This is a genomic window from Microbulbifer hydrolyticus (genome assembly GCF_009931115.1).
In the GTDB taxonomy this organism is placed as follows: Bacteria; Pseudomonadota; Gammaproteobacteria; order Pseudomonadales; family Cellvibrionaceae; genus Microbulbifer; species Microbulbifer hydrolyticus.
The window spans coordinates 2,480,503-2,504,522 of sequence record NZ_CP047491.1; the positions used below are offsets into that span (position 1 = coordinate 2,480,503).

Below are 24,020 nucleotides of genomic sequence, written 5' to 3' on the forward strand. Positions count from 1 at the left end.
AAATGGATGCGGAGGCCGGACTCAAACCGGCGACCTTCGCCTCATGAGGGCGACGAGCTGCCGCTGCTCTACTCCGCAAGAACATGGCGGGCCAGGCAGGGTTCGAACCTGCAACCACCGGTTTTGGAAACCGGCACTCTGCCAAGTTGAGTTACTGACCCAGATAAAATCCATGGTTGGCGCAGCGGGACTCGAACCCGCGTGTGCCGGCTTAAAAGGCCGGTGTATCACCGCTCTACCATACGCCAACGATGGACTCTCACATTGGTATCCCCAACGGGACTCGAACCCGTATCTGCTGCTTGAAAGGCAACTGTCCTCGACCAGTTAGACGATGGGGACAAAAATCTTCTGGTTGCGGAGGACAGATTCGAACTGTCGACCGAACGCTTATCAAGCGTTTGCTCTACCACTGAGCTACACCGCATCCCAAAAAAGCGACCAGATTGTGAAACAAACGTGCTGGGTATCAGTGCCAGCGCACTTTTTACCCGCCATAAAAAAACCCGGATGGCGGGAATCGCCAACCGGGTTTTTCACACGTCGTGTTCAAAAGTCCGGTTGGCGCGCAGCCGACCGGACAGGCCGAACTACGCTTTCATACGATCACCAAAATAAATCTCTGCACCTTTCGACGGATTTATCATTAGCCACCGCATAAAACTCCTGGGCAATGCACAGGCACACATATCCCGCCCCAGCTTCTGGGCCGTCGCGAGCGTGGTCTTATTGCATTGAATACGTAACATTTCACTTACCAGTATTTCTTGCCGGCTAGCGGCTTTTGCTGTTTGAGGCTGAACAAGTTCGCGCCTCAAGTTCTTATTAAAAGCTATCACGAAAAAACAACTTTTCAAGCGGAAATTCAAACTTTTTTATATGTTTTTCAATGACTTACGAACCTTCAAGCCGAGCAAAGTCCTACCGGGGTTTCAGCATGAAAATTTGGGCTTTAAAGCCGGTGGAAGCGCTATTCATTCGCTCAGTAGGTCCTGTTTTTCCGTCTTAACTTCTGCATATTTACTCGCTCTATCACTTTGCCATTTCTCCAAATCAGTCCTGGCGTGGCACTACTTACTGGTGGGTCGTGAGGGACTCGAACCCCCGCCACTCGCTTATGAGGCGAGCGCTCTTACCGAATGAGCTACCGACCCCAGAAACAAAAAAGCCCCCGAAGGCGAACCTGCGGGGGCTTCTTAAGGGGCCAACTCCGAAAGGCTCGCGCCTCCCGGGAGCCGGGAGACCGCTAACAGATATTTTTCTCGACACAGATAAACCCGTGCCGCGTCCCATTTGGCGCGGCGAGGTCTATTCGTTCGACGTTAATTGATAATCTGGTCACGGTGTTCTCCTTGAATGGTGCATGAATTCTAGCGGTTACTCAGGAATACGCAACGAGTAAATTGTTCACTACAACACTATGGCGCCATTACCGACGCTAGTTTTCTAGACTAAGTAAGCACGCTGGTCTGCTTTCAGAGCTCTTGACCAAATGGCTAAGTGCTACAAGTCACTCTAACCCCAATTGCTTCCGGTGCTCTATTCGGGCCACATCTATGGACTGAAGGATCTGCTGCTTAAATTCATCCCGAGTCAATTCTTCCTCTACCTCCAGCAGGGCGTAGTCAACCGTAACGCCAACCACCAGCCCGACTCCGGCTCCGATGATGGCTCCGACCAGTGTGCCGGCTCCTGGAATTACGGAGCCGATCACCGCGCCAGCCGCCGCGGAAGCTCCACCAGCACCGGCTTTAGAAACCGCGCCCTTGGCCACCGCTTTTGCGGCTAGCTTGAGCGTACCCTTGGCAAGTGCCTTAGTTACCACTTTGGTAGCTACCATAGCCGAAACTGCCCCTACTCCAGCGGCAGCACCACGCATCCTGCCGTTGATATGCTGAATTTCATCCGCAGGGGTAACCAGATCCTCCATCGAGAGCTCTTCGACCTGCCAGAAGTCACCCTGTGGTACAGCCACCTGATTTTCTGCCATAAGCTGTTGCGAAGCTTGCTGATACTTCGCCTGAAGGTCCGCGTTTCGTTCGGAGAGTTTCGACAGAGTCCGTTCAAAATGTTTGAACGGCTCTCCTCGGTTGAGTGCCTTGGTAAGGTCTTGGGATAACTTACGCTCCAAGGAATTGCTGAGCATGGCACCAAGACGCATATACTCGGCTGGCAAGCTGTAATAGGTATCGAGGTAGGCATCCACATTGCTGGACATCAACCGATAGCCTGCATCCATTTGAGTTTCCAGCAACTCAATGCCAACACCCTGCTTGGCTAGGGTTTCGGCAGCGAGTTTCTGCAATTTCTCACGAGTTCCCTGTCGGAAAAAATGTCCCTCAAACCTTTCCAAGCGGGGCTTGACCACCAACTCGAACCGGTTGACTTCGCTCATACGAATCTTTTCTGCAACCGAAGCTTCCAGCTGAATACCCAGAGCCGGATATATAAATAGCAGCCCGAGTACAGCGAAGCCTCCCACGGTACTTGACCTTTCAAATCCGACCACGGGGATGTCGGACGCCTCACTCAAGGGTGAAAAAATTCGGCGATACTCTTTGACAGGAATCAAAAAGGCGGAAATCGCAACAGTGAAGCTGGCTATAGCCACGAAAGTAATCACTATCGCGGCAATGACGAAACCTCCCGGAGTGCCAGACTGCAGTATTTCCAGTCCCATATCGGCCACTGCTCGATAATACGCACTGTATCGGTCGAGTATTTGCGTAAGCACGCTCTGATCCGCGGACAGTAGTACTTTGTGCTTCTCGGTCATCACCTCAGATAAAAGTGGGGCCTCATGATGAGGGAATAAATAGACCAGGATTAGCACCCAGCCAATACTGGCGATGATTGAAAACACCCATTGCGACCAGCCGAGACCCTGCGCAAAAGCCCGATATTCGCGATACTGGCTCCGTACTGCAGCGAACACACGCGCATGGATCCAAGCGTAGAGAGGCACACAGAGACAAAGTAAAATCCACTCCGCCCGGGAGAGCGTATGCAACCAGAACAACATACATGCACCGGAAGCGAGAGATATAACCAGCCAGAAAGGCGTAGATAACAGGCGGCTGCCCCGGATCGCCCTCAGTAGCCCTCCCCTACGGTATTGATGCACTACGAATGTCTTGTCCACCGTACTGATGTAAAGCCGGGACAAAAAGAACGGTAAACCCAACAGTAAACTGCCCAGCAGCAATACCCACAGCTTCCCCTCGTTCACCATTCCGGACAGGAACCAGCCGGGAGTAAGCCAGCAATAACTGGCAACCAGGTATTTCAGCAGTTTGGTCAAGTGCTTGCCCCCTCTTTTATTTCCACTCGGTCGCTGTTTATTTACTATTCTGAAATCGGATTTCTTCTGGCTCAAACCCTGTGATGAGATAGACGACTTCTTCGAAGTGCTTGATGGTCCGTTTGTCTGGAGAGGTATAACCAGACTCGATCATCACTACGTAGCCGGCATACCGGATTTTATGGACCCAATGCGTTGGATACGCTCACGGTAGCCAAGACTGCCATAGTCATCACGGTCACCGAGCACATAAACTCGGCGGCTATCATCTTGATCGACTTTCTACACTTATGTGCCAGTTGTGATACTAATCACATTTTCAGGACAGATAAAGCTCCTCGAGACAGTACTGCAGCAAACTATCCAGCTCGCATACCACTATCGCCCAGCCACGTCCGAGAACATTTCCGCTGTATGCAAGTAGCTGTTAATTCGAATTCGAGCGAAACTGATATCCCATGCCCCAAAAGTCTCGACTGAAGCATTCACAACAGATTTTTCTGTGCATCAACCTACAAATATTTCTGTATTTGCGACACTCAAGCCATTTAGAAATATTACGCATGGATCCTGCACATACTGACTATCCTTACTTACGCAGCGAATTTGTGCGAATTATTACCGTTAAGCCTCGTCACGACAGCGGCCCTTACTGGCACATGCTCGTATTCGTTAGGCGAGTTTTATAGGTGGCGATCAATAGCCAGATAAGACGCCATATCAGGTGTTACCCCATGGGTTTATGATCGACTGCAGCTTCCACGACTATTACTATGCGCAAAAATTATTAGTTTCCGGCACAAATATAGAAGCCATATCAATGAAGTCGCCACACCAAAAATACAACTGCCGCTGGTCGTCATTCGATCAGCTGACAACATACGAACTCTACGAGATTCTGCGTGCGCGCCAGGAGGTCTTCGCGGTCGAACAGGAATGTGTCTACCAGGACCTAGACGGCAAAGACTTGTATGCGTGGCATTTCACATGCTGGGATAGTCAACAGGAAAGTCCAACCCTCCTCGCCTACCTGCGCCTCGTACCGCCGGGAAAGAAATATGCCGAGCCTTCCATCGGCCGGGTGCTGACACGGAAAAGTGTACGAGGCACGGGAATTGGCAAAGAATTAATGCGCTTGGGTATTGAGCACACCTTACGCCAGTTCCCCGCGGCACCAATCCGCATTTCTGCGCAGCTCTACCTGAAACGCTTTTACGAGGAGTTTGGCTTTGTGCAAAGCACGGAAGAATACGATGAGGATGGGATACCGCATATTGAGATGTTGCGGAGGGAATAATCGAAGAAAAAAGAAACCCTAAGATTTCCGGCTTTCCAGACAGTTTTTCATTGATACGCTGAATCACGATAACTGGAAGGTGACAACCCGATTACCCGCTTGAAAACTCGCGAGAAATACAGCGGGTCATCATACCCTAGCTGAAACGCAATCTCCCCCACGCTCAAGTCTGTGCAATCCAGTAAATCGCAAGCATGCTCAATATTATCGTGCATGTAATTACGGATCACGTCGTAGTCGAAGTTCTTCGCAAAATCGATGATCACAATTTTGCGAACGTAAAACTTCCGTTACTCGAAGGTTTTGCCTGCGTTAAGAGTCTCGTATACGACGTCAGGTACCGAAAACCGGTCGCCGTAGGTTTCCGCCAATTGCTCGCAGCGCATAATGAATGCCTGCAATCCTGTCTCACCGCCAAATTCATAGGTATTGACCATCTGGAGAAACCCGCCGGTCCACGAAGGAGCGCCAATGCCATACAGGGATCCGATATTCCCGTCAGCGACGGAGCGCAGCACGCCTTCCTGAAGACATTTCAGGCTCTCGACCACCTGCCGGAAAAGAAGGCGATCTTTGATATCCTGGTGTGGCAACTGCACTTCAGGATTGTGATATAGCGTATACAGCCCGGGCCAGATGTGTTTGCTGCCGTCCTCTGCGTACTCGTAATACCCACCGCCGTGATGACGCCCGCCGCGGCCGTGATCCTTGATCAGGGTCTCTGCCACTGCCGAGTTACAGCTGTTGTCACCCAGCGATCCGAACACTCCCATAGCGCGGTGAGTTTCGGCCACTTCACAGGTCAGTTTCTGGCTGACTTCGTCCTGTACGGTGAGTGGCCCTACCGGCATACCCACCTGCTTGCCCATCGCATCGATTACCACCGGATCCAGCCCCTCCACCAACAGGCGCGCGCCCTCATCAATGTATGTACCGAATACACGGGAAGTGAAGAAACCCAGAGAATCGTTGACCACAATCGGCAGCTTGCCGATCTGTCGCGCATAGTCGAATGCCTTGGCGAGCGTCGTATCACTGGTCTGTTCGCCACAGATAATTTCTATCAGTGGCATTTTCTCCACGGGGGAAAAGAAGTGAATACCAATGTAGTTCTCTGGGCTATCGCAGGCTTCTGCCAGACGAGTGATGGGAAGCGTCGAGGTGTTGGTGGCAAACACGCCACCTGCGGCAAGGAACTTCTGCGTATCGCGGGTAACCTGAGCCTTCAATGCGACATCCTCGAACACCGCCTCCACAATCAGGTCGCAGCCATTCAGCACTGCGTAATCATTGGTGGCACGGATCCGGGAAAGTACGGCATCTTTTTCCGCAGCGGTGGCACGTCCGCGCTCAATTTCCTTGTCCATCAGGCGCGCACTATAGGTCCGGCCTTTTTCCGCCGCCGCAATACTGGTGTCCGTCAGCACCACCTTGATACCGGCCCGTGCCGAGGCGTAGGCAATACCCTGCCCCATCATGCCCGCACCGAGAATTCCCACCCTGGTTACCGCTGTGGGCTCGATATCCCGCGGCCGGCTAGCACCGCTCTTGACCCGGTTCAGCTGGAAGAACTGGCTGCTGATCAGGTTCTTTGCCTCGGGGGTGGTCACCAGATACGCCAGCCCACGAGATTCGATGCGCAGCGCAGTGTCAAAGTCCACCGCCATCACGTCCCCGGCCACCGCCAGTATCCGCTCCGGCGCCGGCAACAGTCCCCGCGTGCGCTGGAAATTGGTCGCCGGTGCAACCGCCAGCAACGCAGTGATCGCCGGACTCCACACGTCACCGCCGGGAATGCGGTGCCCGCGCTGGTCCCACGGCTGCACTGCCGCCTGCGGGTTTTCCTTGATCCAGCCCTTGGCTGCCGGAACCAGTTCCTCAGCGGACGGCACCAGCGCATCTACCATGCCGGCTTCCAGCGCCTGCGCTGCCTTCATGCGCTTGCCCTCCATGAGGATGGGCAGTGCCTTTTCCAAACCCAGCATGTGGATGGTCCTTACCACGCCACCGGCGCCGGGTAACAGGCCGAGGGTGACTTCCGGAAAGCCGATGACCAGGCCGGGATGATCCTGCGCAATACGGTGGTTACAGGCCAGGCAGATTTCCAGGCCGCCCCCCAGCGCCGCGCCATTGATCGCGGCCACCACCGGAACCGGCAGCTTTTCCAGTTGGCGCAGCGGTGCCTTGATATCGTCCTCGATGGTGTGGAACTGGGCCTCCTCGCCGCCCCGCGGCACGGCACACAGTTCCTGCAGGTCACCACCGGCAAAGAACGTTTTCTTCGCGGAAGCCAGCACCACACCGGTCAGCTCCCGCTCTGCGGTCAACTTGCGCAGTACCTCCGCCATGGCCTGACGGTACTGCGCATTCATCGCATTGACCGGCCCATCCATATCCATGGTGATGGTGACGATGCCGTCCGCATCTTTGTGGTAAATAAATCCGTGAATACTCTCGCTCATAGCCGTTTACCCTGTTCGATCCCTTGCTGCGTTAAACGCGCTCGATAATAGTTGCGATCCCCTGACCACCACCCACACACAGGGCCACCAGTCCGCGCTTGAGATTGCGGCGCTCCAGCTCATCCACCATGGTGCCTACCAGCATGGCGCCGGTCGCGCCGAGTGGATGGCCCATAGCGATGGCACCACCATTGACGTTGGTAATTTCGGGAGAGATCTCAAGGTCCCGCATAAAGCGCAATGCCACTGAGGCAAACGCTTCGTTGATTTCAAACAGGTCGATATCGGCCGTGGTCATACCGGCCTTGGCCAGCACTTTTTTCGCCGCTGGACCCGGTCCAATCAGCATGATGGTGGGGTCGGTTGCAAGCACCGCGGCCGCCACCACCCTGGCCCGCGGCACCAGCCCGAGGTCGCGCCCCGCCTGTTCCGAGCCGATCAACACAGCCGCTGCGCCATCGACAATCCCGGACGAATTGCCCGGGGTGTGCACGTGATTAATTTGTGGAATCTGCGGGTACTTGCGCAGCATCAGCTGGTCGAAGCCCATGTCGCCGAGCTTTGCAAAAGAGGGCCGCAAACCACCCAGAACTTCCATGGTGGAGTCCGGCTTGATGAATTCGTCGCGTTCGAGAATGGTGACACCATTGAGGTCTTTCACCGGCACCACCGAGCGATCGAAATAACCACTGTCGCGGGCATGGGCCGCACGCTGTTGTGAAGAGAGCGCGAAAGCGTCCACGTCTTCTCGACCCCAGCCCTCCAGCGTAGCGATGGTGTCGGCACCGATACCCTGGGGTACCGCGCCGGTCTTGATATTGACCTCGGGATCATTGAGCCAGGCACCGCCGGCTGCGCCCATAGGCACACGCGACATGGACTCGACACCCCCAGCCACCACCAGCTCCTCCCACCCCGAAGCGATTTTCATCGCCGCAAGGTTGACCGCTTCCAGACCGGACGCGCAGAAGCGGTCAAGCTGAACCCCGGCAACACTCTCGTCCCAGCCGGCGTACTGCACCATGGTCTTGGCAATATCACCGCCCTGTTCGCCGACCGGCGAGACACAGCCCATCACCACATCGTCGACGTAACTGGTGTCCAGGTCGTATCGCTGCTGCATTTCGCCCAGCAGGTTTGCTCCCAACACCACCGGCTTCACCTCGTGCAGAGAGCCGTCTCGCTTGCCCTTGCCCCTGGGTGTCCGAATTGCCTCGTAGATATACGCAGTATTTTGCGCCATCGCGTTGCCCCTGAGTTTGTGGGAAGACCAAGGTCACCCCGGATAATGGTAGAGGATATAGCCTACAAAACCGGTTTCTCTGAGGCGAGTGCATTTATTCGCGCCTTCAAGGGCTGGACCGGCGTTCGTAACAATACGAATGTGCAGTGAATATGCTGATGTGCCCGCGCCCGACGATTAGGCCGCAACAGTAAGACATGCTAGGGTAAGGCGTTATTTTCGCAGATGGCACCGGCGTTGTCTGGGATACAAAAAGCACAATAATTCCTGGATGTTGGCATGGATCAATCGAAGCAGCACAACCTCAGTGCGCTCGACGCGGTTTTAATTGGAACGGTTTTACTGCTGGTTTTGGGAGGGGCCATCGGCCTGTTTGGCAGCAACTCCCTGGCTGGGGCCACTCAGGTGGCGATGATGATGACCGGGTTTCTCGCCGCGCTGGTCGGCCTGAAAAACGGGATCCACTGGGACGAACTGGAATCGTCCATTGTCCGCTCCACCGCCCGCACCAGCGGCTCCATTATTATTTTTCTATCCATTGGTGCGCTGATCGGTGCCATGATGCTCTCCGGAGCCGTGCCCACCCTGCTCTATGTGGGCATGAATCTACTCTCCCCTCAGTGGTTTTACCCTACCTGTTGCCTTATCTGCGCCATTGTCGCCATGTGTATCGGCAGCTCCTGGACGACCGCCGCCACCATTGGTGTCGCGCTGGTAGGTGTGGCGTTTGGCTTCTCACTATCGCCGGCAATCACCGCGGGAGCGGTAGTCAGCGGCGCTTACTTCGGCGACAAAATGTCGCCCCTGTCTGAGACCACCAACCTGGCCCCGGCCATTGCCGGTAGCGAGCTGTTCTCGCATATCCGCCATATGAGCTGGGTGTCGGTTCCGAGCTTTGCCGCCGCCCTTGTACTGTTTTTTGTCATGAGCCTGAGCGGCGGCCACGATGACAACCAGCAAAGCCATGTCGGCGCTTTCCTGGCGGCGCTCGAGGGAGCCTATGACATTGCCTGGTACAACCTCATTCCGGTAATCCTGCTACTGGTGCTGGCAGTAAAGAGAGTGCCGGCATATCTGGCTATTACCAGCGCAACGATCGTGGCGACGGTCTTCGCCCTGCTGACACAAATGCCCGTCATCAGGCATTTCATGGCGTTGCGCGAGCTTGAAGGTGCAACTGCGCTTGGACGCGCTATCTGGATCACCCTGTACGACGGCTTTGCCATCCATACCGGCCACGAGCAGGTAGACAGCCTGCTTTCCCGCGGTGGCATGCAATCCATGGTGAATATGGTCTGGCTGGTACTGGCATCAATGATGATGACCGGTGTGCTGGAGCGGATTGGTTTTATTGACCTGCTGATGCAGGCACTGTCACGTCTGATTTCTTCCACCGGCTCACTGATCGCCACCACCATGGGTACCAGCCTGGGCGTGAATGTGTTGACGGGCGACCAGTATCTTTCGATCGTGCTGCCCGGTCAGATGTGGAAGGCGGAGTACCGCAGGCGCGGGCTGGCCAGCAAGAACCTGTCGCGCAGCCTGGAAGACGGCGGTACGATTACCTCCCCGCTGATCCCCTGGAACGCCTGCGGCGTGTATATGGCAGGCACCCTGCAGGTGGCCACGCTGGCCTACCTGCCGTTCTGCTTTTTCAACCTGCTCAACCCGCTGGTGGCACTCGCCTATGGCTTCCTGGGTATTCGCATTGCGCGACTCGACGAGCATGAAAAAGCCGCTATCGCAGCCAACAGGAATTCGGAGAGCTCTACGCTGGGACAAGAAAAAGCGCTTGCCGGCAACTAAGCCCGCGGGCATTTGTCGCGCTGTGCGTAGCAGCGCGACAGCCTCACACGGTAAGACTATTCGAAGAGGGCTACTCCGCTAGAAAAGCCCGCGCACAGGCTTCGAGGCGTGTGCAGGCTTTTTCCAGTTCTTCTTCACTGACACAGAAGCTCGCCCGCACATGCCCCCGCGCACTGGGTCCGAAGGCCTCGCCCACCAGTACCGATACCCCGAATTCGTCTAACAGGCGCGCAGCGAAGGTTTCTGCACTCACACCCAGCGCGCGGATATCCAGCATCATGAACATACCGCCGGCAGGCGTGTGGCAGCGAATGCCGGGCATGGACGCAACGCGCGCGACCATCAGATCCCTCCGGCGCCGATACACCTGATGCATGGCTTCCAGTTCGGGTAGCTCCGACGTGAGCGCGGTCACCGCTGCACGTTGTACAAACGCAGGGCTGCCGTAAAGCATGCACAGGGTAAGGTTCCCGGCATGGCGGGCAAACTCGCGCGGGCCAATTACCCACCCCAGCCGCCAGCCGGTCATCGCATGGGACTTGGACAGGCTGGAAACTGTCACCGTACGCTCCCGCATACCCGGCAGCTGCGCCGGGTGAAAGTGCTCGCCTTCAAACATCAGGTCTGCGTAGACCTCATCGGTGATCAACCACAGGTCATGCTGTTGGCACAGTTCCGCCAGCACACGCCAGGTGTCTGCATCCACGGCAGCACCGGTAGGGTTATGGGGGCTATTGATCAGGATGGCACGGGTGCGGTCGGTGACCTTTGCCGCAATCGCGGCAGGGTCGAGATTGAAGTGCTGCTCGGGCTGCAATGGCACATTCACCACACGGGCCCCGGTGGCCTGCAGGAACGCCTCGTAAGTGACATACATGGGCTCCGGCACAATGATCTCATCGCCGGGATTAAGCAGGCACTGCGCCGCCACATACAACCCGCACTGCGCGCCTGCCACCACCACCACCTGCTCTGGTTCGGTGGCCACACCGACCCTGGCACTGTGGCGAGCGGCCAGCACCTGTTGCAGTTCCGGCTCGCCGCGGTGATCCGCATAGTGGGTGGCACCGGCGCGCAACTCGGCGCAGGCGGTTTCCACAATCGGTGCCGGGGTCGCGAAATCCGGGTCACCCACCGACAAAATTACGACATCCTCGCCCGCAGCCACCCGCTCCTGGGCACGGAAGTGAATGTCCCAGGCACTGGAGCCCTCGCCGGCAATGCGCCGGGTTACGTCTGAATACTTCATACCACTGTTTTCTTGTTATCTAACTTGATGGTTTACCAACGCCGGCTGGGTACCGCCACTCAGATGAACAGCCTTTCGGCGTCGACCTCAATAAAGCTCACACCGGAGAACGCGAACGCCTGCTGCAGATCACCGGCCAGCCCCTGCAGCGACCCGGGCTGATAAACCTGGCAGCCAAACGCGCGCGCGAGTCCAATAAAATCCGGGTTGCGCGGCAACACACCCACCGGCTCGATATTGCGCTCCAGCATATCGTCGCGGATCTGTCCCAGGCTTGCATTGTTGTAGATCAAGACCACCAGCGCGGTGTCGACCTCCTCCACCGCCGTAGCCAGCTCCTGCACGGTATACAGAAAGCCGCCGTCCCCGGCGATGACCAGTGCAGGCTGCGCCGGCGCGGCAATTTTGGCACCGATGCCCGCGGGCAGTCCGTAACCCAGAGTCCCGTACCCGGTGGGGTGCAACCACTGGCGCGGCCGGTTTCTGGGGAATACATAATTTCCGGTATAGGCAATCTGGGTCATATCCGTTGCCACCAGCGCGTCTTCTGGCAGCACTTCGGCAATACAGTCGAGCACCTGCTGGTGCTGTTGCTGCAGTGCCGCATGCCCGTGCTGCACCTGCGCCGGCAGCTGCTGGAGCCGCGCCAGCCAGTCGCTGTGGGTGACCGGCGCGCGGTCGCCCCAAGCAGCCAGCAGCAGGCTCACCGCCTGATGGCTATCTGCCACGATCGGCAATGCGGCCGGATAGAGATCATTCATTTTGTCGCTATCGATATCGATGCGAACAATGTCGCCGGTGATCGGCAGCGTGTCGCGCCACATATCTGTATCGGCCAACTCGGTACCGATGGCCAGTACCAGGTCAGCCTGCTCCACCAGTTCCCAACCGGCCGGAGTGCACAGGGTCGCACCGCCTGACAGCGGGTGCGCTGCCGGCAAAATACCCTTGCCAGCAACGGTGGTGAATAGCGGCACCTGCGCCGCCTCTGCAAGCGCCTGCAGCTCGCTTGCAGCATTTACCGCACCGCCGCCGGCAATGATCAGCGGCCGCTTTGCCGCGGCCAGCAGCGCCGCCGCGCGCTCGATATCGTCGGCACAGGGCGCCGGACGCCGCGCACTGAGCGCCACTTCACCGCTCCAGTCGCGGGCCACCGGCGCAGCCAGTACATCCATCGGCACTTCGATATGCACCGGGCGCCGGCGCTGGCTGTTGAACACGGCAAAAGCGCGTGCGATCAGGTCGGGGAGGTCTTCGGGCGTGCGCGCGGTGGCACTGAAGGCGGTAAGCGGTGCGGTGATCGCGCGCTGGTCTTTGGTTTCATGCAAGCGCCCACGGCCCTTGCCCAGTGTATGGGTTTCATTGACGCTGGTGATCACCAGCATCGGCACCGAATCGGAATAGGCCTGGCCGATGGCGGTGGCGGCATTGGTAAGCCCGGGCCCGGTGATCAGAAAACACACACCGGGCTTGCCGGTAACCCGCGCATAGCCATCGGCCATGAAACCAGCGCCCTGCTCGTGACGCGTCAGCACATGGCGGATATCAGTCTCCGGCAAGCCCCGATAAAGCTCCAGGGTATGCACCCCGGGGATACCAAAAACTGTGTCTACACCATAGTTCTGCAGCAGTTTTACCAGTGCCACACCCGCGGTTACCGCCATACTTCTACCACTTATTGTTCTATCGGAGGCCCAATGCTACGGGTGCGTAGAAAAAAGCTCAAATTGAGGGTCTTACACAAAACTGCTACCGCCAAAAACAGATAAATTTCAGACCGATGACGAATACCTGCATAGAACAATCGTTACTTTAAATGGGCAAGGTGAGAGCAGACGGTGCAAATGGCGCGAATATACTTTGCAGTAATTGATGAGTTCACATCCTGCCTACCCAAAGCGTTTGGGTTATGGAAAAATCATGGGACAAAAAGATCGAATATTGCTCAATAAAAACAGTAGTCCCTGATTCCCCGCCCCACATTGTTTGGGAAAATTGAGTGTCTTTCACTTTCCGCAGTGAGAGACACCGTGGTTCCAACGCTTTAACTCAAAGGAGAGAGCGATGATGAGGTTCCACATACCGATGATTGCCATCATTTTTCTACTGTGCAGCGCTTGTGGCAGTGGTGGTGATGGAAGTTCAGGCGATGCCGATTCCGACTCAACGGGTATTTCAACTTACGTAGACATCCGTGAGCCCATCAACGGTAGCGGGAGCTACAGCACCATCCAGCCATCGCTAGAAATCTCTGGTACCGCCTTCACCTCACCTGGCAACGTCGATTGCAAGAACGTATTTCCGACCAAACTTAAACTCACCTGGTCCAATCGTTCCACAGGCCAGACTGGCACCGGTGGTATCGGGTCGTTCTGTCAGAGCACTTTTCTCGGCCTGCAGTGGGGCTCCCAGTGGACCATCACCTACGGCACTATCGACCTGCAACTCGGCGAAAACGACATCCGTATTACTGTCACTGACAATATCGGCAATAGCGGAACCGCCCACCTGTCCGTTACACGTAACCAAGACCTCGTAGCCCCGGTAATCATCAGTACTGCGCCCGAAACCAATGCAGATGACTTCCCTATTTACGGCAACCTCCAGGTCAAGTTCAGCGAAGGCATGCTTCCAAACAGCCTGACCAGCAGCCGTTTCACACTGCAGAACACTGACACTGGTACTTTTGTCGAAGGGCACGTTGGTTACGAAAAGAACTACAACAAGGGCGTATACAGCTATCTCTGGAATTTCTCCCCCTATACAGACCTGAACTATTCAACCATTTACCGCGCCACCATCAATGGCCAGGTGGAGGATGCCTTCGGTGGCAACATCATGGGACAAGACTTCAGCTGGACCTTCGCGACAGCCAAAAACCCCGATATCACCCCGCCACAGGTCGCCCGGGTCAGCCCCACACCTGACTCCAGCTGCGTGCCGCCAACGACCGTGCTGGTTGCTGAGTTTGACGAAGCCCTCGACACCCGGAACATCAATACTGATAGTTTTAGCCTGACAGATGAGACGGGAGCCGCAATAGAAGCAGCGACACGCCATGAGGGCAGCGGCATTTTCCTAGAGCCCCAGTTCCCACTGCTAAGCGATACCGGTTATGAAGCGACACTTGCGGCCAGCATAACCGATCTAGCCGGCAACCCGCTGGGGCAGGAGTTTCGCTGGGGCTTCAGGACTCTCGCCGAGCTCGGTGTGGGCACATGGAGCCAAACTTCCAGCGAAAATGTGCCCTTTGCACGACGCGGCCACACCGCAACTTGGACTGGCACAGAAATGATCGTTCTGGGTGGCTACGGTTGGCTACCTAGTGCCGGCCAGTTTGTAGTGACAAATACCGGAGGGAGTTACCACCCCACAACCAACTCCTGGACGCCGACAAACACCAAAGGGGCTACTCCATTCAGTGAGCACACTGCGGTATTCACTGGAAGTGAGATCATTCTCTGGGGAGGCAACACCGATACCGGCGCCCGCTACGCACCGGATACCGATTCCTGGCTGCCCACCAGCACTGTTGACGCGCCGACACCACGCAAGCAGCACTTGGCAATCTGGACCGGTAGCGAAATGATTGTCTGGGGCGGTGTGGGCATCTCCGGTAACGCGTTAGATAGCGGCGGACGCTACGATCCCAGCAGTGATCGCTGGACGCCCATAGCAAGCCTCAATGCGCCCTCTGCACGGGTCGGTATGGCCTATGTCTGGACCGGGGACGAACTGCTGATCTGGGGTGGACAGGACCCATCCGGAACCTATCTGAGTAATGGCTACCGATACAACCCGGCTATCGACACCTGGACACCACTGGCAAATGCCACAACCAGTATTCACGGCACTGCCTCGGCCATCTGGACCGGCAAGGAAATGCTGTTGTGGGATGGCGGCCTGCCGGCGACACTGGATAGCAACGACTTCCCCACCAATATTCCCACCCTGCAAGCATACGACCCCCTTGGCGATAGCTGGCGCAGCTCGGAGAACTTATGTGAACCCTATCTTGGCAACCAGGGGCTACAGCTGCACTGGACCGGTTCACAGCTGTTTGCGTGGATCAACAATACTCGCGGAGGCTATCTCTACGACCCGACCAACGACACTTGGCAACCGGTTGAAGTACTCGGCGGCCCCGCATCCCGAAGCGACGCTACCTCAATATGGGCCGGCGACCGATTTATCCTGTGGGGTGGACAGGAACCAGGGGGACTGCAGGATACCGGCTTTGTTTTTCAATAAACTTCAGAAACAAAAAAGCCCGCTTAATGGCGGGCTTTAAAGTCATTGATATCTCAACGTGAATAATGGTCGGAGTGGCCGGATTTGAACCGACGACCACCACACCCCCAGTGTGGTGCGCTACCAGGCTGCGCTACACTCCGATGGAGATATAAATCGAGCGGTCAAAATGACGTAAGTGCTTGATTTATAAGGGGCATCGCTTTGCGATGAGGCGCAAATCATACCGAAGTACGGTGGGAATGCAAGCCTGTTTTGCGCCTTTTTGACTCAGGTTAGATCAGGCTTCCACTTCCAGCAATTCCAGCACCCCTTCCAGCTCGGCGATCATCTGCGGGATCACCTGTTGCAGCTGTACGGTCTGTACTTTTTCGGAACTGCCGCTCTCCATCTGTAGGCGGGCGCCACCGATGGTGTAGCCTTCCTCGTACAGAAGTGCGCGGATCTGGCGGATGAGGATGACATCCTGGTGTTGGTAATATCGGCGGTTGCCGCGGCGTTTCACCGGGCTTAGCTGAGGGAATTCCTGTTCCCAGTAGCGCAGTACATGAGGTTTGACTGCACACAGCTCGCTGACCTCACCGATGGTGAAATAGCGCTTCCCCGGGATTACCGGGAGTTCGCTGTTATGACTCGCTTCCAGCATCTTCTTCTACTCGTGCCTTGAGTTTTTGCCCCGGCTTGAAGGTAACCACCCTTCTCGCAGATATGGGGATTTCTTCGCCAGTCTTCGGGTTCCGTCCCGGACGCTGACTTTTGTCACGCAGGTCGAAATTGCCAAACCCCGACAGTTTGACCTGCTCGTTATTTTCAAGGGCGTTGCGAATTTCCTCGAAGAAATATTCGACGATTTCTTTAGCTTCGCGCTTGTTGAAACCCAGCTCTTCGTACAACTTCTCGGCGAGCCCGGCCTTGGTCAGTGCCTCTGTCATTGGTTCCTGCCCAACAGATTCAGAGGCGTCGACTCCCGGTTTTTAAGCCTGGTACCGCGTTGGCTTGTAACCCGGAGGCAGACGCTCTCGGGATACGCTCGTCAACTTGCGTATCCCGGAGCATAGACCGGTTTAGCGCAGGCTGGCGTTGTATTTTTGTTCTAGCTCAGAAACCACCGCTTCGACGGCGGCATTGATTTCTTCGTCGTTAAGGGTGCGCGAGGGATGCTGAAAGGTCAAGCCCATGGCGACACTTTTTCTATTAAAATCAATGCCTTTGCCCTGATAGACGTCAAAAATGTTGAAGTCCGTCAAATATTCGCCGGCCGCCTTGACCGCGGATTCTGCCAACTGGCCGACCGGGGTCTCGACGTCTGCCAGAATGGCCAGGTCGCGGCGCACTTCCGGGAACTTGGACAGCGGGGCGAATGCGGGGATCACCGCCTGCCCCAGGCCATCCAGGCTGAGCTCAAACAAGAACGCGGCCTTGGGCAGGTCAAACGCCTGCTGCAGCTGCGGGTGCAGCGCGCCGAGGGTGCCTACCGGCTCACCGTTGCGCAGTACCTGGGCACACTGCCCCGGGTGCAGCGCCGGGTGCTTGGCAGGCGCGAAGGAGAACTCTGCCTCGGCGTCGTAGTGCGCCAGCAGTGCCTCTACATCGGCTTTTACGTCGTAGAAGTCCACCAGGTCTTTACTGCCGGTCCAGCCTTCCGGCTGACGAGTGCCATACACCAGGCCCGCAATCATGCGCTCCTGCTTCAGGGCTTCACCATTCGCGCCGGGCACGAAGCGCAGGCCGGTTTCGAACAGGCGCAGGCGGTCCTGCTGGCGGTTCAGGTTGTACTGCAGCGCCTTGACCAGCCCTGCCATCAGGGTGGTGCGCATCACCGAGAGCTCCGCGCTGATCGGGTTCTGCAGGGCCACCGGCTCTACGTCCGGATCGAATTTGGCGGAGGCCTCACGGTCGATAAAGCTGAAGGTGATGGCCTCCTGATAACCGCGCGCCAGCAGGGTCTGCTCCAGGCGGTTCTGGGCCACGGTGGCTTCATCGCGGGGCACGATGTCGAGGGCGGCATTGAAGCTGACGCTGGGGATGCGGTTGTAGCCGTATACCCGTGCCAGCTCTTCCAGCAGGTCCGCTTCAATCGCGATATCAAAGCGGAAGCTGGGCACCAGGAAGGTCCAGCCTTCGGCGTCTTCGGAGAGCTTCTCCAGGCCCAGGCGGGTGATGATCTCGACGATGTCGCTGTCCGGCATGTCGATACCGAGACCGGACTGCACGCGCGCGCGGCGCAGGTTGATTCTGCGCTCGGCGGGCATGGCTTCGATCACTTCACGCAGGTGTACCGGGCCCGGTTCACCACCGACGATCTCCAGCAGCAGCTGGGTTGCGCGCTCGACCGCCTTCTCTTGCAGGCGGTAGTCGACGCCGCGCTCGAAACGGTGGGAGGAATCGGTGTGCAGGCCGTAGGAGCGCGCCTTGCCGGCAATCGCCAGCGGGCTGAAGAAGGCGCTCTCCAGGAAAATGTCTTTGGTGGCACCGGTAACCGAGGAATCCAGGCCGCCCATCACACCGGCGATGGCCAGCGGGCCCTTGTCGTCGGCGATCAGCAGCGTATCCGCTTTCAGCTCCACTTCCTGCTCGTCCAGCAGGGTCAGCTTCTCGCCCTGCTCGGCCATACGTACCTTGATGCCGCCGGTCAGCTTGGCGAGGTCGAAGGCGTGCATGGGCTGGCCCAGCTCCAGCAGGACGTAGTTGGTTACGTCCACCACCGGGTCGATGCTGCGCAGGCCGCTGCGGCGCAGGCGCTCCTGCATCCACAGTGGCGTGGTGGCGGTGATGTCGATATTGCGGATTACCCGGCCGACGTAGCGCGGGCAGGCCTCTTCGGCGAGCAGGGAAACCTGCAGGCTGTCGTCAATAACCGGAGCCACCGGCTCGATGGCGGGCTCGGTGACTTCGCAGCGGTTCAGTACACCCACTTCCCGCGCGATGCCGGCAACGCCGAGGCAGTCGGAGCGGTTGGGGGTTAGGTCCACTTCAATGGTGCTGTCGTCGAGCTGCAGGTATTCCCGCAGGTCGGTGCCGGTGGTTGCGTCGGCCGGGAGTTCCCAGATGCCGTCGCTGTCATCGCCCAGTTCCAGTTCGGTCTGGGCACACAGCATGCCGAAGCTCTCGACACCGCGCAGCTTGGCTTTCTTGATTTTGAAATCGCCCGGCAGCTTGGCGCCAACCAGTGCGAACGGGATCTTGATACCGACACGCGCATTGGGCGCGCCACACACGACCTGCATCGGCCCTTCCGGATGTCCCTGCACCTGGCAAACGCGCAGCTTGTCGGCGTCCGGATGCTGTTCACAGGCGACGATCTCACCAACCACCACACCGGAAAACGCGCCGGCAACGGCTTCTACGGCGTCCACTTCCAGGCCAGCCATGGTGATCTGGTCGGCCAGCTGTTGTGCTGTCAGGTCCGGGTTTACCCACTCCCGCAACCAGGCATTGCTGAATTTCATAAAAGATCTCTAATTCTGAATTCTTTTGTGCGCTTTGCGCTGTTCACCTGCAAGCAGGCCCCTACGACGTTACTTCCGCTTAGAACTGCTTGAGGAAGCGCAGGTCGTTGTCGAAGAACAGGCGCAGGTCGTTGACGCCGTAACGCAGCATGGCCATGCGCTCTACCCCGAGGCCAAAGGCAAAACCGGAGTACTTTTCACTGTCGATATCGCAGGAGGCGAATACGTTCGGGTGCACCATGCCGCAGCCGAGAATTTCCAGCCAGCCGGTACCGGAGCACACGCGGCAGCCTTCACCGCCACAGTTGGTGCACTGGATATCCGCCTCGGCGGACGGCTCGGTGAACGGGAAGTAGGACGGACGGAAGCGCACCGGCACATCGGCTTCAAAGAAGGCTTTCAGGAACTGGTCAATACAGCCCTTCAGGTGCGCAAAGCTCACGCCCTCATCGATCACCAGGCCCTCGACCTGATGGAACATCGGCGAGTGAGTGACGTCGGAATCGCAGCGGTATACGCGGCCGGGGCAGATAATGCGCAGCGGCGGATTGGTTTTTTCCATGGTGCGGATCTGCACGGATGAGGTGTGCGTCCGCAGAACCGTCGTGGGATCGATGTAGAAGGTGTCGTGCATCGCACGCGCCGGGTGGTGCGCGGGAATGTTCAGGGCTTCGAAGTTGTAGTAGTCGCCCTCCACTTCCGGGCCCTGCTCCACGGAGAACCCGAGGCGCTGGAAAATTTCTTCGATGCGGCGCAGGGTGCGGGTGATGGGGTGCATGCTGCCCTGCTCTTCACCGCGGCCGGGCAAGGTGACGTCGATGGTTTCCTTGGCCAGCTTTTCTTCGATGGCGGCTTTTTCCATCGCTTCGCGGCGGGCGTTGATCGCCACCTGCACCTGCTGCTTGGCCTCGTTGATCTTGGCCCCTGCTGCCGGGCGCTCTTCCGCAGAGAGCTTGCCCAGGCCTTTCAGCAATGCGGTGATCTGGCCTTTTTTCCCCAGGTAATCTACCCGCACCTGGTCCAGAGCTGCCAGATCACTGGCCTCTTCTACCAGTGCCAGCGCCTGCTCGGTGAGGGACTGCAATTCTTGCATTGAAACCTTCTCGTTCTGATCGATGAGTGACAATTGATGTTATTGGCCGACCCGATCCTAACTGCCGGGCACGGCGAAAATTTTTGTATATAGCTGATAAAAAAATAGGGAAGAGCCAAACAGCCCTTCCCTATTCTTAAAGCACAAATCCGCCCTTGCGGGCCGATTTATTCTGCAGGCGCTAATTAAGCTGCCAGGGCTGCCTTGGCTTTTTCAACTACGGCAGCAAAAGCGGCTTTATCGTATACCGCCAGATCAGCCAGAACACGGCGATCCAGTGCGATATCTGCCTTCTTCAGGCCGGCAATCAGTCGGCTGTAGCTCAGGCCTTCAGCGCGGGACTGGGCGTTGATACGCGTGATCCACAGAGCGCGGAAGTTACGCTTCTTAACGCGACGGTCGCGGTAAGCGTACTGACCAGCTTTGATGACTGCCTGCTTGGCTACGCGGAATACACGCGAACGCGCACCGTAATAACCTTTAGCCTGCTTCAGAATTTTCTTGTGACTACGACGCGCCACTACACCACGTTTTACACGGGCCATAACAATATCCTCTTAAAACTTTACGTGTGCAGCCAATTACTTGGCGCGCAGCATACGATCGACCAGGGTGGCATCAGACTTGTTCAAAGTGTTGGTGCCGCGCAGCTGACGCTTACGCTTGGTGGTCATCTTGGTGAGGATGTGGCTCTTGTTCGCGTGCTTGTGCTTGTAGCCCGAAGCGGTCTTCTTGAAACGCTTGGCAGCGCCAGAATGTACTTTTGCTTTCGGCATTTTGTACTCCAAATTGAATAATGGCCCACGAATGGGCTTTGTTAATAGGCCACAGGCCGAGGCCTGCGACTGTGCGGGAGTGAGAAGGCAGCCGTCGCCCGATCACTTCCCGAAAAGAAGACTCAGGATATTAAACCCTGGGTCTTACTTTTTCTTCTTACTGGGAGCAATCACCATGATCATCTGGCGGCCTTCCATTTTCGGCCGCTGCTCCACAGTACCCAGCTCCTCGAGATCTTTCTCGATGCGCTGCATCATTTCCATTCCCAGCTCCTGGTGGGCCATTTCACGGCCGCGGAAGCGCAGGGATACTTTCGCCTTGTCCCCAGCTTCGAGGAAGCGGGTCAGGTTGCGCAGCTTGATCTGGTAGTCGCCGATATCGGTACCGGGACGGAACTTCATTTCCTTGATCTGCTGCTGCTTTTGTTTCTTTTTAGCCGCATTTTTGGCCTTTTTGGCCTCAAAAATGTGCTTACCATAGTCCATGATCTTACAGACGATGGGATCGGAGTCCGAAGCAATTTCAACGAGATCCAGGCTGGCTTTCTGGGCCAATTCAAGTGCCTCATCCAGAGAGACAATACCAACCTGTTCACCATCCGCACCAATCAGTCGCAGTTGCGACGCCTCGATCTGATCATTGATACGGGCCTTCTTGGACTTTCCTTTCATATCTCGTTTAATAACACTCGTCTCCGGTTATTTATAAAAATGTCTATCGAGGCGCCTTAGGCATCTGCACTTTCAGTGGCGCTCTCAATAGACGAACGGCCGCGGCGATCCACATCTTGGCTGAGGAGCTCCAGGAATGACTCATAAGTCATGGTTCCGAGGTCCTCACCGCTACGTGTCCGCACGGCGACCGTCTGATTTTCCACTTCCTTATCGCCGATCACCAGCAGATAAGGAACACGCTGAAGCGTGTGCTCGCGGATTTTAAAGCCGATCTTCTCGTTTCTCAAGTCAGCAGCTGCACGGAAGCCTTCCGCGCCAAGCTTGGCCTCGAGATCGCGACAGTATTCGGACTGGCGATCGGTGATATTCAGCACCGCCACCTGCTGGGGAGCCAGCCAGGTCGGGAAGGCGCCCTCGTAGTTCTCGATCAGAATGCCGATAAAGCGCTCGAACGACCCAAGGGTCGCGCGGTGCAGCATGACCGGCGTCTGGCGGGAACCATCTTCCGCCACATACTGGGCGTCGAGGCGGCCCGGCATGGAGAAGTCGACCTGAATAGTACCGCACTGCCATACACGGCCGAGGCAGTCTTTCAGCGAGAATTCGATCTTGGGCCCGTAGAAGGCACCCTCGCCCGGCAGCTCTTCCCACGGCAGGTCGGCCGCATTCAGCGCGTCCGCCAGCGCTTTCTCCGCCTTATCCCAGCTTTCGTCGGAGCCGACGCGCTGTTCCGGGCGGGTCGAGAGGCGGTAAATCACCTCTTCGAAGCCGAAGTCTTTGTATACCGCGTGCAGCAGGTCCATAAACTCGGACACTTCCGACTGGATCTGGTCTTCGGTACAGAAGATGTGGCCATCGTCCTGTACAAAGCCGCGCACGCGCATCAGGCCGTGCAGGGAACCAGACGGCTCGCTGCGGTGGCAGGAACCGAACTCCGCGAGACGCAGTGGCAGGTCCCGGTAGCTGCGCAGGCCCTGGTTGAACACCTGTACGTGACAGGGGCAGTTCATGGGCTTGATCGCGAACTGGCGCTCGTCACTTTCCAGAGTAAACATGTCGTCGCCGAACTTGTCAGCGTGACCGGACTTCTGCCACAGGGAGAAATCCACCAACTGCGGGGTCTTGATCTCTTTATAGCCGCGCTCGCGCTGGCGGTTGCGCATGTACTGCTCAATGGTGCTGTACACGGTCCAGCCATTCGGGTGCCAGAACACCATGCCCGGCGCTTCTTCCTGAATATGGAACAGGTCAAACTTCTTCGCCAGCTTGCGGTGATCGCGCTTTTCCGCCTCCGCAATGCGGTGCAGGTACGCCTTGAGCTCTTTCTTGTTGGCCCAGGCTGTGCCGTATACACGGGTCAGCATTTCGTTTTTGGCATCGCCGCGCCAGTAGGCGCCGGCCACCTTGGTCAGCTTGAAGGCCTTGAGCTTGCCGGTAGACGGCACATGCGGGCCGCGGCACAGGTCTTCAAAGTCGCCCTGGCGGTACAGCGAGATATCTTCATTGGTGGGAATGCTGGCGATGATCTCCGCCTTGTATTCCTCACCCAGCTCACGGAAGTATTTGACCGCGTCGTCGCGGGGCAGCAGGCGGCGGCTCACAGGAAGATCTTCCTTGGCCAGCTCTTCCATGCGCTTCTCGATTTTCTCGAGATCTTCCGGCGTGAACTGTCGCTCGTAGGCGAAATCGTAATAGAAGCCGTCTTCAATGACCGGGCCGATGGTGACCTGGGCACCGGGATACAGCTGCTTGACCGCCTGGGCCAGCAGGTGCGCGGTGGAATGACGGATGATTTCCAGCCCTTCGGGCTGGCGCTCGGTCACGATGGCGAGGTTCGCATCGTGATCGATGACAAAACTGGTATCCACTTCCTTACCGTCGACCACGCCAGCCAAGGCAGCTTTCGCCAGACCCGGACCAATATCGTTGGCTACGTCGAATACGGAAACAGGATTGGAGAATTCGCGACGGGAACCGTCAGGGAGGGTGACAACAGGCATTGCACTTCCTTATCTATCAGTGGCGACCCCTACGAAAGACCGCATGATTCATGGTGATGGCGGGCGGGAAGCCCGAAGCGAGTTAACTCAGCTTAGACGAAAAAACTCGCGGGAAATTGGTAGACCCGAGCAGATTTGAACTGCTGACCTCTGCCATGTCAAGGCAGCGCTCTAACCAACTGAGCTACGGGTCTAAAGACTGGCAGACTGGGGATGCTCAATAAAACAGGCCCCGCTGCAGAGGACGCGAACTTTAGCACCAGCTTTTTGGCATTTCAACACGCTTTAGCGAAATTATTTTCCCGCCAAATCCGCCACTTAGCGCGCACCGCGCACCCGGCCCACCCCGCGATGACGATTACTGCGCCGCAATAACCCACTCCGCTACCACCTGGATAGACCGGACGTTCACCTTTGT

General features: G+C 57.1%; 17 protein-coding genes and 8 tRNA genes. 3 read left to right on the forward strand and 22 right to left on the reverse strand.

Features of this window, described 5'->3' with window-relative positions:
• Nucleotides 1-3 precede the first annotated feature (3 nt).
• The 7 genes from GTQ55_RS10505 to GTQ55_RS10535 all read right to left on the reverse strand — a co-directional run bounded on the left by GTQ55_RS10505 (nucleotide 4) and on the right by GTQ55_RS10535 (nucleotide 3,301).
• Nucleotides 4-78: transfer RNA gene (locus GTQ55_RS10505), tRNA-Met, on the reverse strand.
• A gap of 6 nt (nucleotides 79-84) precedes the next feature.
• Nucleotides 85-161, reverse strand: a tRNA-Trp gene (locus GTQ55_RS10510).
• Nucleotides 162-173: 12 nt separating this feature from the next.
• Nucleotides 174-248, reverse strand: a tRNA-Lys gene (locus GTQ55_RS10515).
• Nucleotides 249-265: 17 nt separating this feature from the next.
• Nucleotides 266-342, reverse strand: a tRNA-Glu gene (locus GTQ55_RS10520).
• 10 nt (nucleotides 343-352) lie between these two features.
• Nucleotides 353-427 (reverse strand) — tRNA-Ile (locus tag GTQ55_RS10525).
• A gap of 651 nt (nucleotides 428-1,078) precedes the next feature.
• Nucleotides 1,079-1,154, reverse strand: a tRNA-Met gene (locus tag GTQ55_RS10530).
• A 356-nt stretch (nucleotides 1,155-1,510) separates the two neighbouring features.
• The gene (locus tag GTQ55_RS10535; protein WP_161858692.1) at nucleotides 1,511-3,301 is read right to left on the reverse strand and encodes a hypothetical protein; all 1,791 of its coding nucleotides are present in this window, start codon (nucleotides 3,299-3,301) and stop codon (nucleotides 1,511-1,513) included.
• Nucleotides 3,302-4,043: 742 nt separating this feature from the next.
• On the opposite strand from GTQ55_RS10535, the gene GTQ55_RS10540 reads away from it, so the two are divergent.
• Entirely contained in the window at nucleotides 4,044-4,598 is a 555-nt protein-coding gene (locus GTQ55_RS10540; RefSeq protein WP_237567646.1) for a GNAT family N-acetyltransferase, read from the forward strand.
• Between the two features lie 47 nt (nucleotides 4,599-4,645).
• On the opposite strand, the gene GTQ55_RS18125 is transcribed toward GTQ55_RS10540, so the two are convergent.
• The 3 genes from GTQ55_RS18125 to GTQ55_RS10555 all read right to left on the reverse strand — a co-directional run bounded on the left by GTQ55_RS18125 (nucleotide 4,646) and on the right by GTQ55_RS10555 (nucleotide 8,303).
• On the reverse strand, nucleotides 4,646-4,813 hold the full coding sequence (locus GTQ55_RS18125) for a helix-turn-helix transcriptional regulator (protein WP_375791535.1): 168 nt from the start codon (nucleotides 4,811-4,813) through the stop codon (nucleotides 4,646-4,648).
• Nucleotides 4,814-4,888: 75 nt separating this feature from the next.
• Entirely contained in the window at nucleotides 4,889-7,060 is a 2,172-nt protein-coding gene (locus GTQ55_RS10550) for a 3-hydroxyacyl-CoA dehydrogenase NAD-binding domain-containing protein (RefSeq protein ID WP_161858694.1), read from the reverse strand.
• A 31-nt stretch (nucleotides 7,061-7,091) separates the two neighbouring features.
• Complete coding sequence (locus GTQ55_RS10555) at nucleotides 7,092-8,303, reverse strand: acetyl-CoA C-acetyltransferase (protein ID WP_161858695.1); 1,212 nt, start codon at nucleotides 8,301-8,303, stop codon at nucleotides 7,092-7,094.
• Nucleotides 8,304-8,582: 279 nt separating this feature from the next.
• Here GTQ55_RS10555 and nhaC point away from each other — a divergent pair, with 279 nt between their 5' ends.
• A complete protein-coding gene (nhaC, locus tag GTQ55_RS10560) occupies nucleotides 8,583-10,109 on the forward strand; it encodes a Na+/H+ antiporter NhaC (protein WP_161858696.1) in 1,527 nt (508 codons plus the stop codon).
• Between the two features lie 70 nt (nucleotides 10,110-10,179).
• Here nhaC and GTQ55_RS10565 read toward each other — a convergent pair whose 3' ends face one another.
• Entirely contained in the window at nucleotides 10,180-11,358 is a 1,179-nt protein-coding gene (locus GTQ55_RS10565) for a pyridoxal phosphate-dependent aminotransferase (protein WP_161858697.1), read from the reverse strand.
• 59 nt (nucleotides 11,359-11,417) lie between these two features.
• Nucleotides 11,418-13,022 (reverse strand): 5-guanidino-2-oxopentanoate decarboxylase, encoded by a 1,605-nt coding sequence (locus tag GTQ55_RS10570; protein WP_161858698.1) that lies wholly within the window; start codon nucleotides 13,020-13,022, stop codon nucleotides 11,418-11,420.
• A gap of 400 nt (nucleotides 13,023-13,422) precedes the next feature.
• On the opposite strand from GTQ55_RS10570, the gene GTQ55_RS10575 reads away from it, so the two are divergent.
• Complete coding sequence (locus tag GTQ55_RS10575) at nucleotides 13,423-15,609, forward strand: Ig-like domain-containing protein (protein ID WP_161858699.1); 2,187 nt, start codon at nucleotides 13,423-13,425, stop codon at nucleotides 15,607-15,609.
• 66 nt (nucleotides 15,610-15,675) lie between these two features.
• Here the strand turns inward: GTQ55_RS10575 and GTQ55_RS10580 are convergent.
• The 10 genes from GTQ55_RS10580 to GTQ55_RS10625 all read right to left on the reverse strand — a co-directional run bounded on the left by GTQ55_RS10580 (nucleotide 15,676) and on the right by GTQ55_RS10625 (nucleotide 23,796).
• Nucleotides 15,676-15,752: transfer RNA gene (locus GTQ55_RS10580), tRNA-Pro, on the reverse strand.
• A 137-nt stretch (nucleotides 15,753-15,889) separates the two neighbouring features.
• Entirely contained in the window at nucleotides 15,890-16,255 is a 366-nt protein-coding gene (locus tag GTQ55_RS10585) for a MerR family transcriptional regulator (protein ID WP_078086023.1), read from the reverse strand.
• Nucleotides 16,236-16,541: an integration host factor subunit alpha gene (ihfA, locus tag GTQ55_RS10590; protein ID WP_043315900.1), complete on the reverse strand. Its 306-nt coding sequence runs from the start codon at nucleotides 16,539-16,541 to the stop codon at nucleotides 16,236-16,238. The genes GTQ55_RS10585 and ihfA overlap by 20 nt, the downstream gene beginning before the upstream one ends.
• A 132-nt stretch (nucleotides 16,542-16,673) precedes the next feature.
• Nucleotides 16,674-19,058 (reverse strand): phenylalanine--tRNA ligase subunit beta, encoded by a 2,385-nt coding sequence (pheT, locus tag GTQ55_RS10595; protein ID WP_161858700.1) that lies wholly within the window; start codon nucleotides 19,056-19,058, stop codon nucleotides 16,674-16,676.
• 79 nt (nucleotides 19,059-19,137) lie between these two features.
• Nucleotides 19,138-20,151 (reverse strand): phenylalanine--tRNA ligase subunit alpha, encoded by a 1,014-nt coding sequence (gene pheS / locus GTQ55_RS10600; protein WP_161858701.1) that lies wholly within the window; start codon nucleotides 20,149-20,151, stop codon nucleotides 19,138-19,140.
• Between the two features lie 185 nt (nucleotides 20,152-20,336).
• Nucleotides 20,337-20,696: a 50S ribosomal protein L20 gene (gene rplT / locus GTQ55_RS10605; RefSeq protein WP_010131381.1), complete on the reverse strand. Its 360-nt coding sequence runs from the start codon at nucleotides 20,694-20,696 to the stop codon at nucleotides 20,337-20,339.
• 36 nt (nucleotides 20,697-20,732) lie between these two features.
• Nucleotides 20,733-20,927, reverse strand: coding sequence for a 50S ribosomal protein L35 (gene rpmI, locus GTQ55_RS10610; protein WP_010131383.1), 195 nt, complete (start codon nucleotides 20,925-20,927; stop codon nucleotides 20,733-20,735).
• A 144-nt stretch (nucleotides 20,928-21,071) separates the two neighbouring features.
• On the reverse strand, nucleotides 21,072-21,599 hold the full coding sequence (gene infC, locus GTQ55_RS10615; RefSeq protein WP_161858702.1) for a translation initiation factor IF-3: 528 nt from the start codon (nucleotides 21,597-21,599) through the stop codon (nucleotides 21,072-21,074).
• A 56-nt stretch (nucleotides 21,600-21,655) separates the two neighbouring features.
• The gene (thrS, locus tag GTQ55_RS10620; RefSeq protein ID WP_161858703.1) at nucleotides 21,656-23,602 is read right to left on the reverse strand and encodes a threonine--tRNA ligase; all 1,947 of its coding nucleotides are present in this window, start codon (nucleotides 23,600-23,602) and stop codon (nucleotides 21,656-21,658) included.
• A 117-nt stretch (nucleotides 23,603-23,719) separates the two neighbouring features.
• Nucleotides 23,720-23,796 (reverse strand) — tRNA-Val (locus tag GTQ55_RS10625).
• Nucleotides 23,797-24,020 lie beyond the last annotated feature (224 nt).

Coding starts and splice junctions, on each gene's coding strand:
- GTQ55_RS10540 (WP_237567646.1), top strand. CDS start 4,044: ATGATCGACTGCAGCTTCCACGACTATTACTATGCGCAAAAATTATTA.
- GTQ55_RS18125 (WP_375791535.1), bottom strand. CDS start 4,813: ATGCACGATAATATTGAGCATGCTTGCGATTTACTGGATTGCACAGAC.
- GTQ55_RS10550 (WP_161858694.1), bottom strand. CDS start 7,060: ATGAGCGAGAGTATTCACGGATTTATTTACCACAAAGATGCGGACGGC.
- GTQ55_RS10555 (WP_161858695.1), bottom strand. CDS start 8,303: ATGGCGCAAAATACTGCGTATATCTACGAGGCAATTCGGACACCCAGG.
- nhaC (WP_161858696.1), top strand. CDS start 8,583: ATGGATCAATCGAAGCAGCACAACCTCAGTGCGCTCGACGCGGTTTTA.
- GTQ55_RS10565 (WP_161858697.1), bottom strand. CDS start 11,358: ATGAAGTATTCAGACGTAACCCGGCGCATTGCCGGCGAGGGCTCCAGT.
- GTQ55_RS10570 (WP_161858698.1), bottom strand. CDS start 13,022: ATGGCGGTAACCGCGGGTGTGGCACTGGTAAAACTGCTGCAGAACTAT.
- GTQ55_RS10575 (WP_161858699.1), top strand. CDS start 13,423: ATGATGAGGTTCCACATACCGATGATTGCCATCATTTTTCTACTGTGC.
- GTQ55_RS10585 (WP_078086023.1), bottom strand. CDS start 16,255: ATGCTGGAAGCGAGTCATAACAGCGAACTCCCGGTAATCCCGGGGAAG.
- ihfA (WP_043315900.1), bottom strand. CDS start 16,541: ATGACAGAGGCACTGACCAAGGCCGGGCTCGCCGAGAAGTTGTACGAA.
- pheT (WP_161858700.1), bottom strand. CDS start 19,058: ATGAAATTCAGCAATGCCTGGTTGCGGGAGTGGGTAAACCCGGACCTG.
- pheS (WP_161858701.1), bottom strand. CDS start 20,151: ATGCAAGAATTGCAGTCCCTCACCGAGCAGGCGCTGGCACTGGTAGAA.
- rplT (WP_010131381.1), bottom strand. CDS start 20,696: ATGGCCCGTGTAAAACGTGGTGTAGTGGCGCGTCGTAGTCACAAGAAA.
- rpmI (WP_010131383.1), bottom strand. CDS start 20,927: ATGCCGAAAGCAAAAGTACATTCTGGCGCTGCCAAGCGTTTCAAGAAG.
- infC (WP_161858702.1), bottom strand. CDS start 21,599: ATGAAAGGAAAGTCCAAGAAGGCCCGTATCAATGATCAGATCGAGGCG.
- thrS (WP_161858703.1), bottom strand. CDS start 23,602: ATGCCTGTTGTCACCCTCCCTGACGGTTCCCGTCGCGAATTCTCCAAT.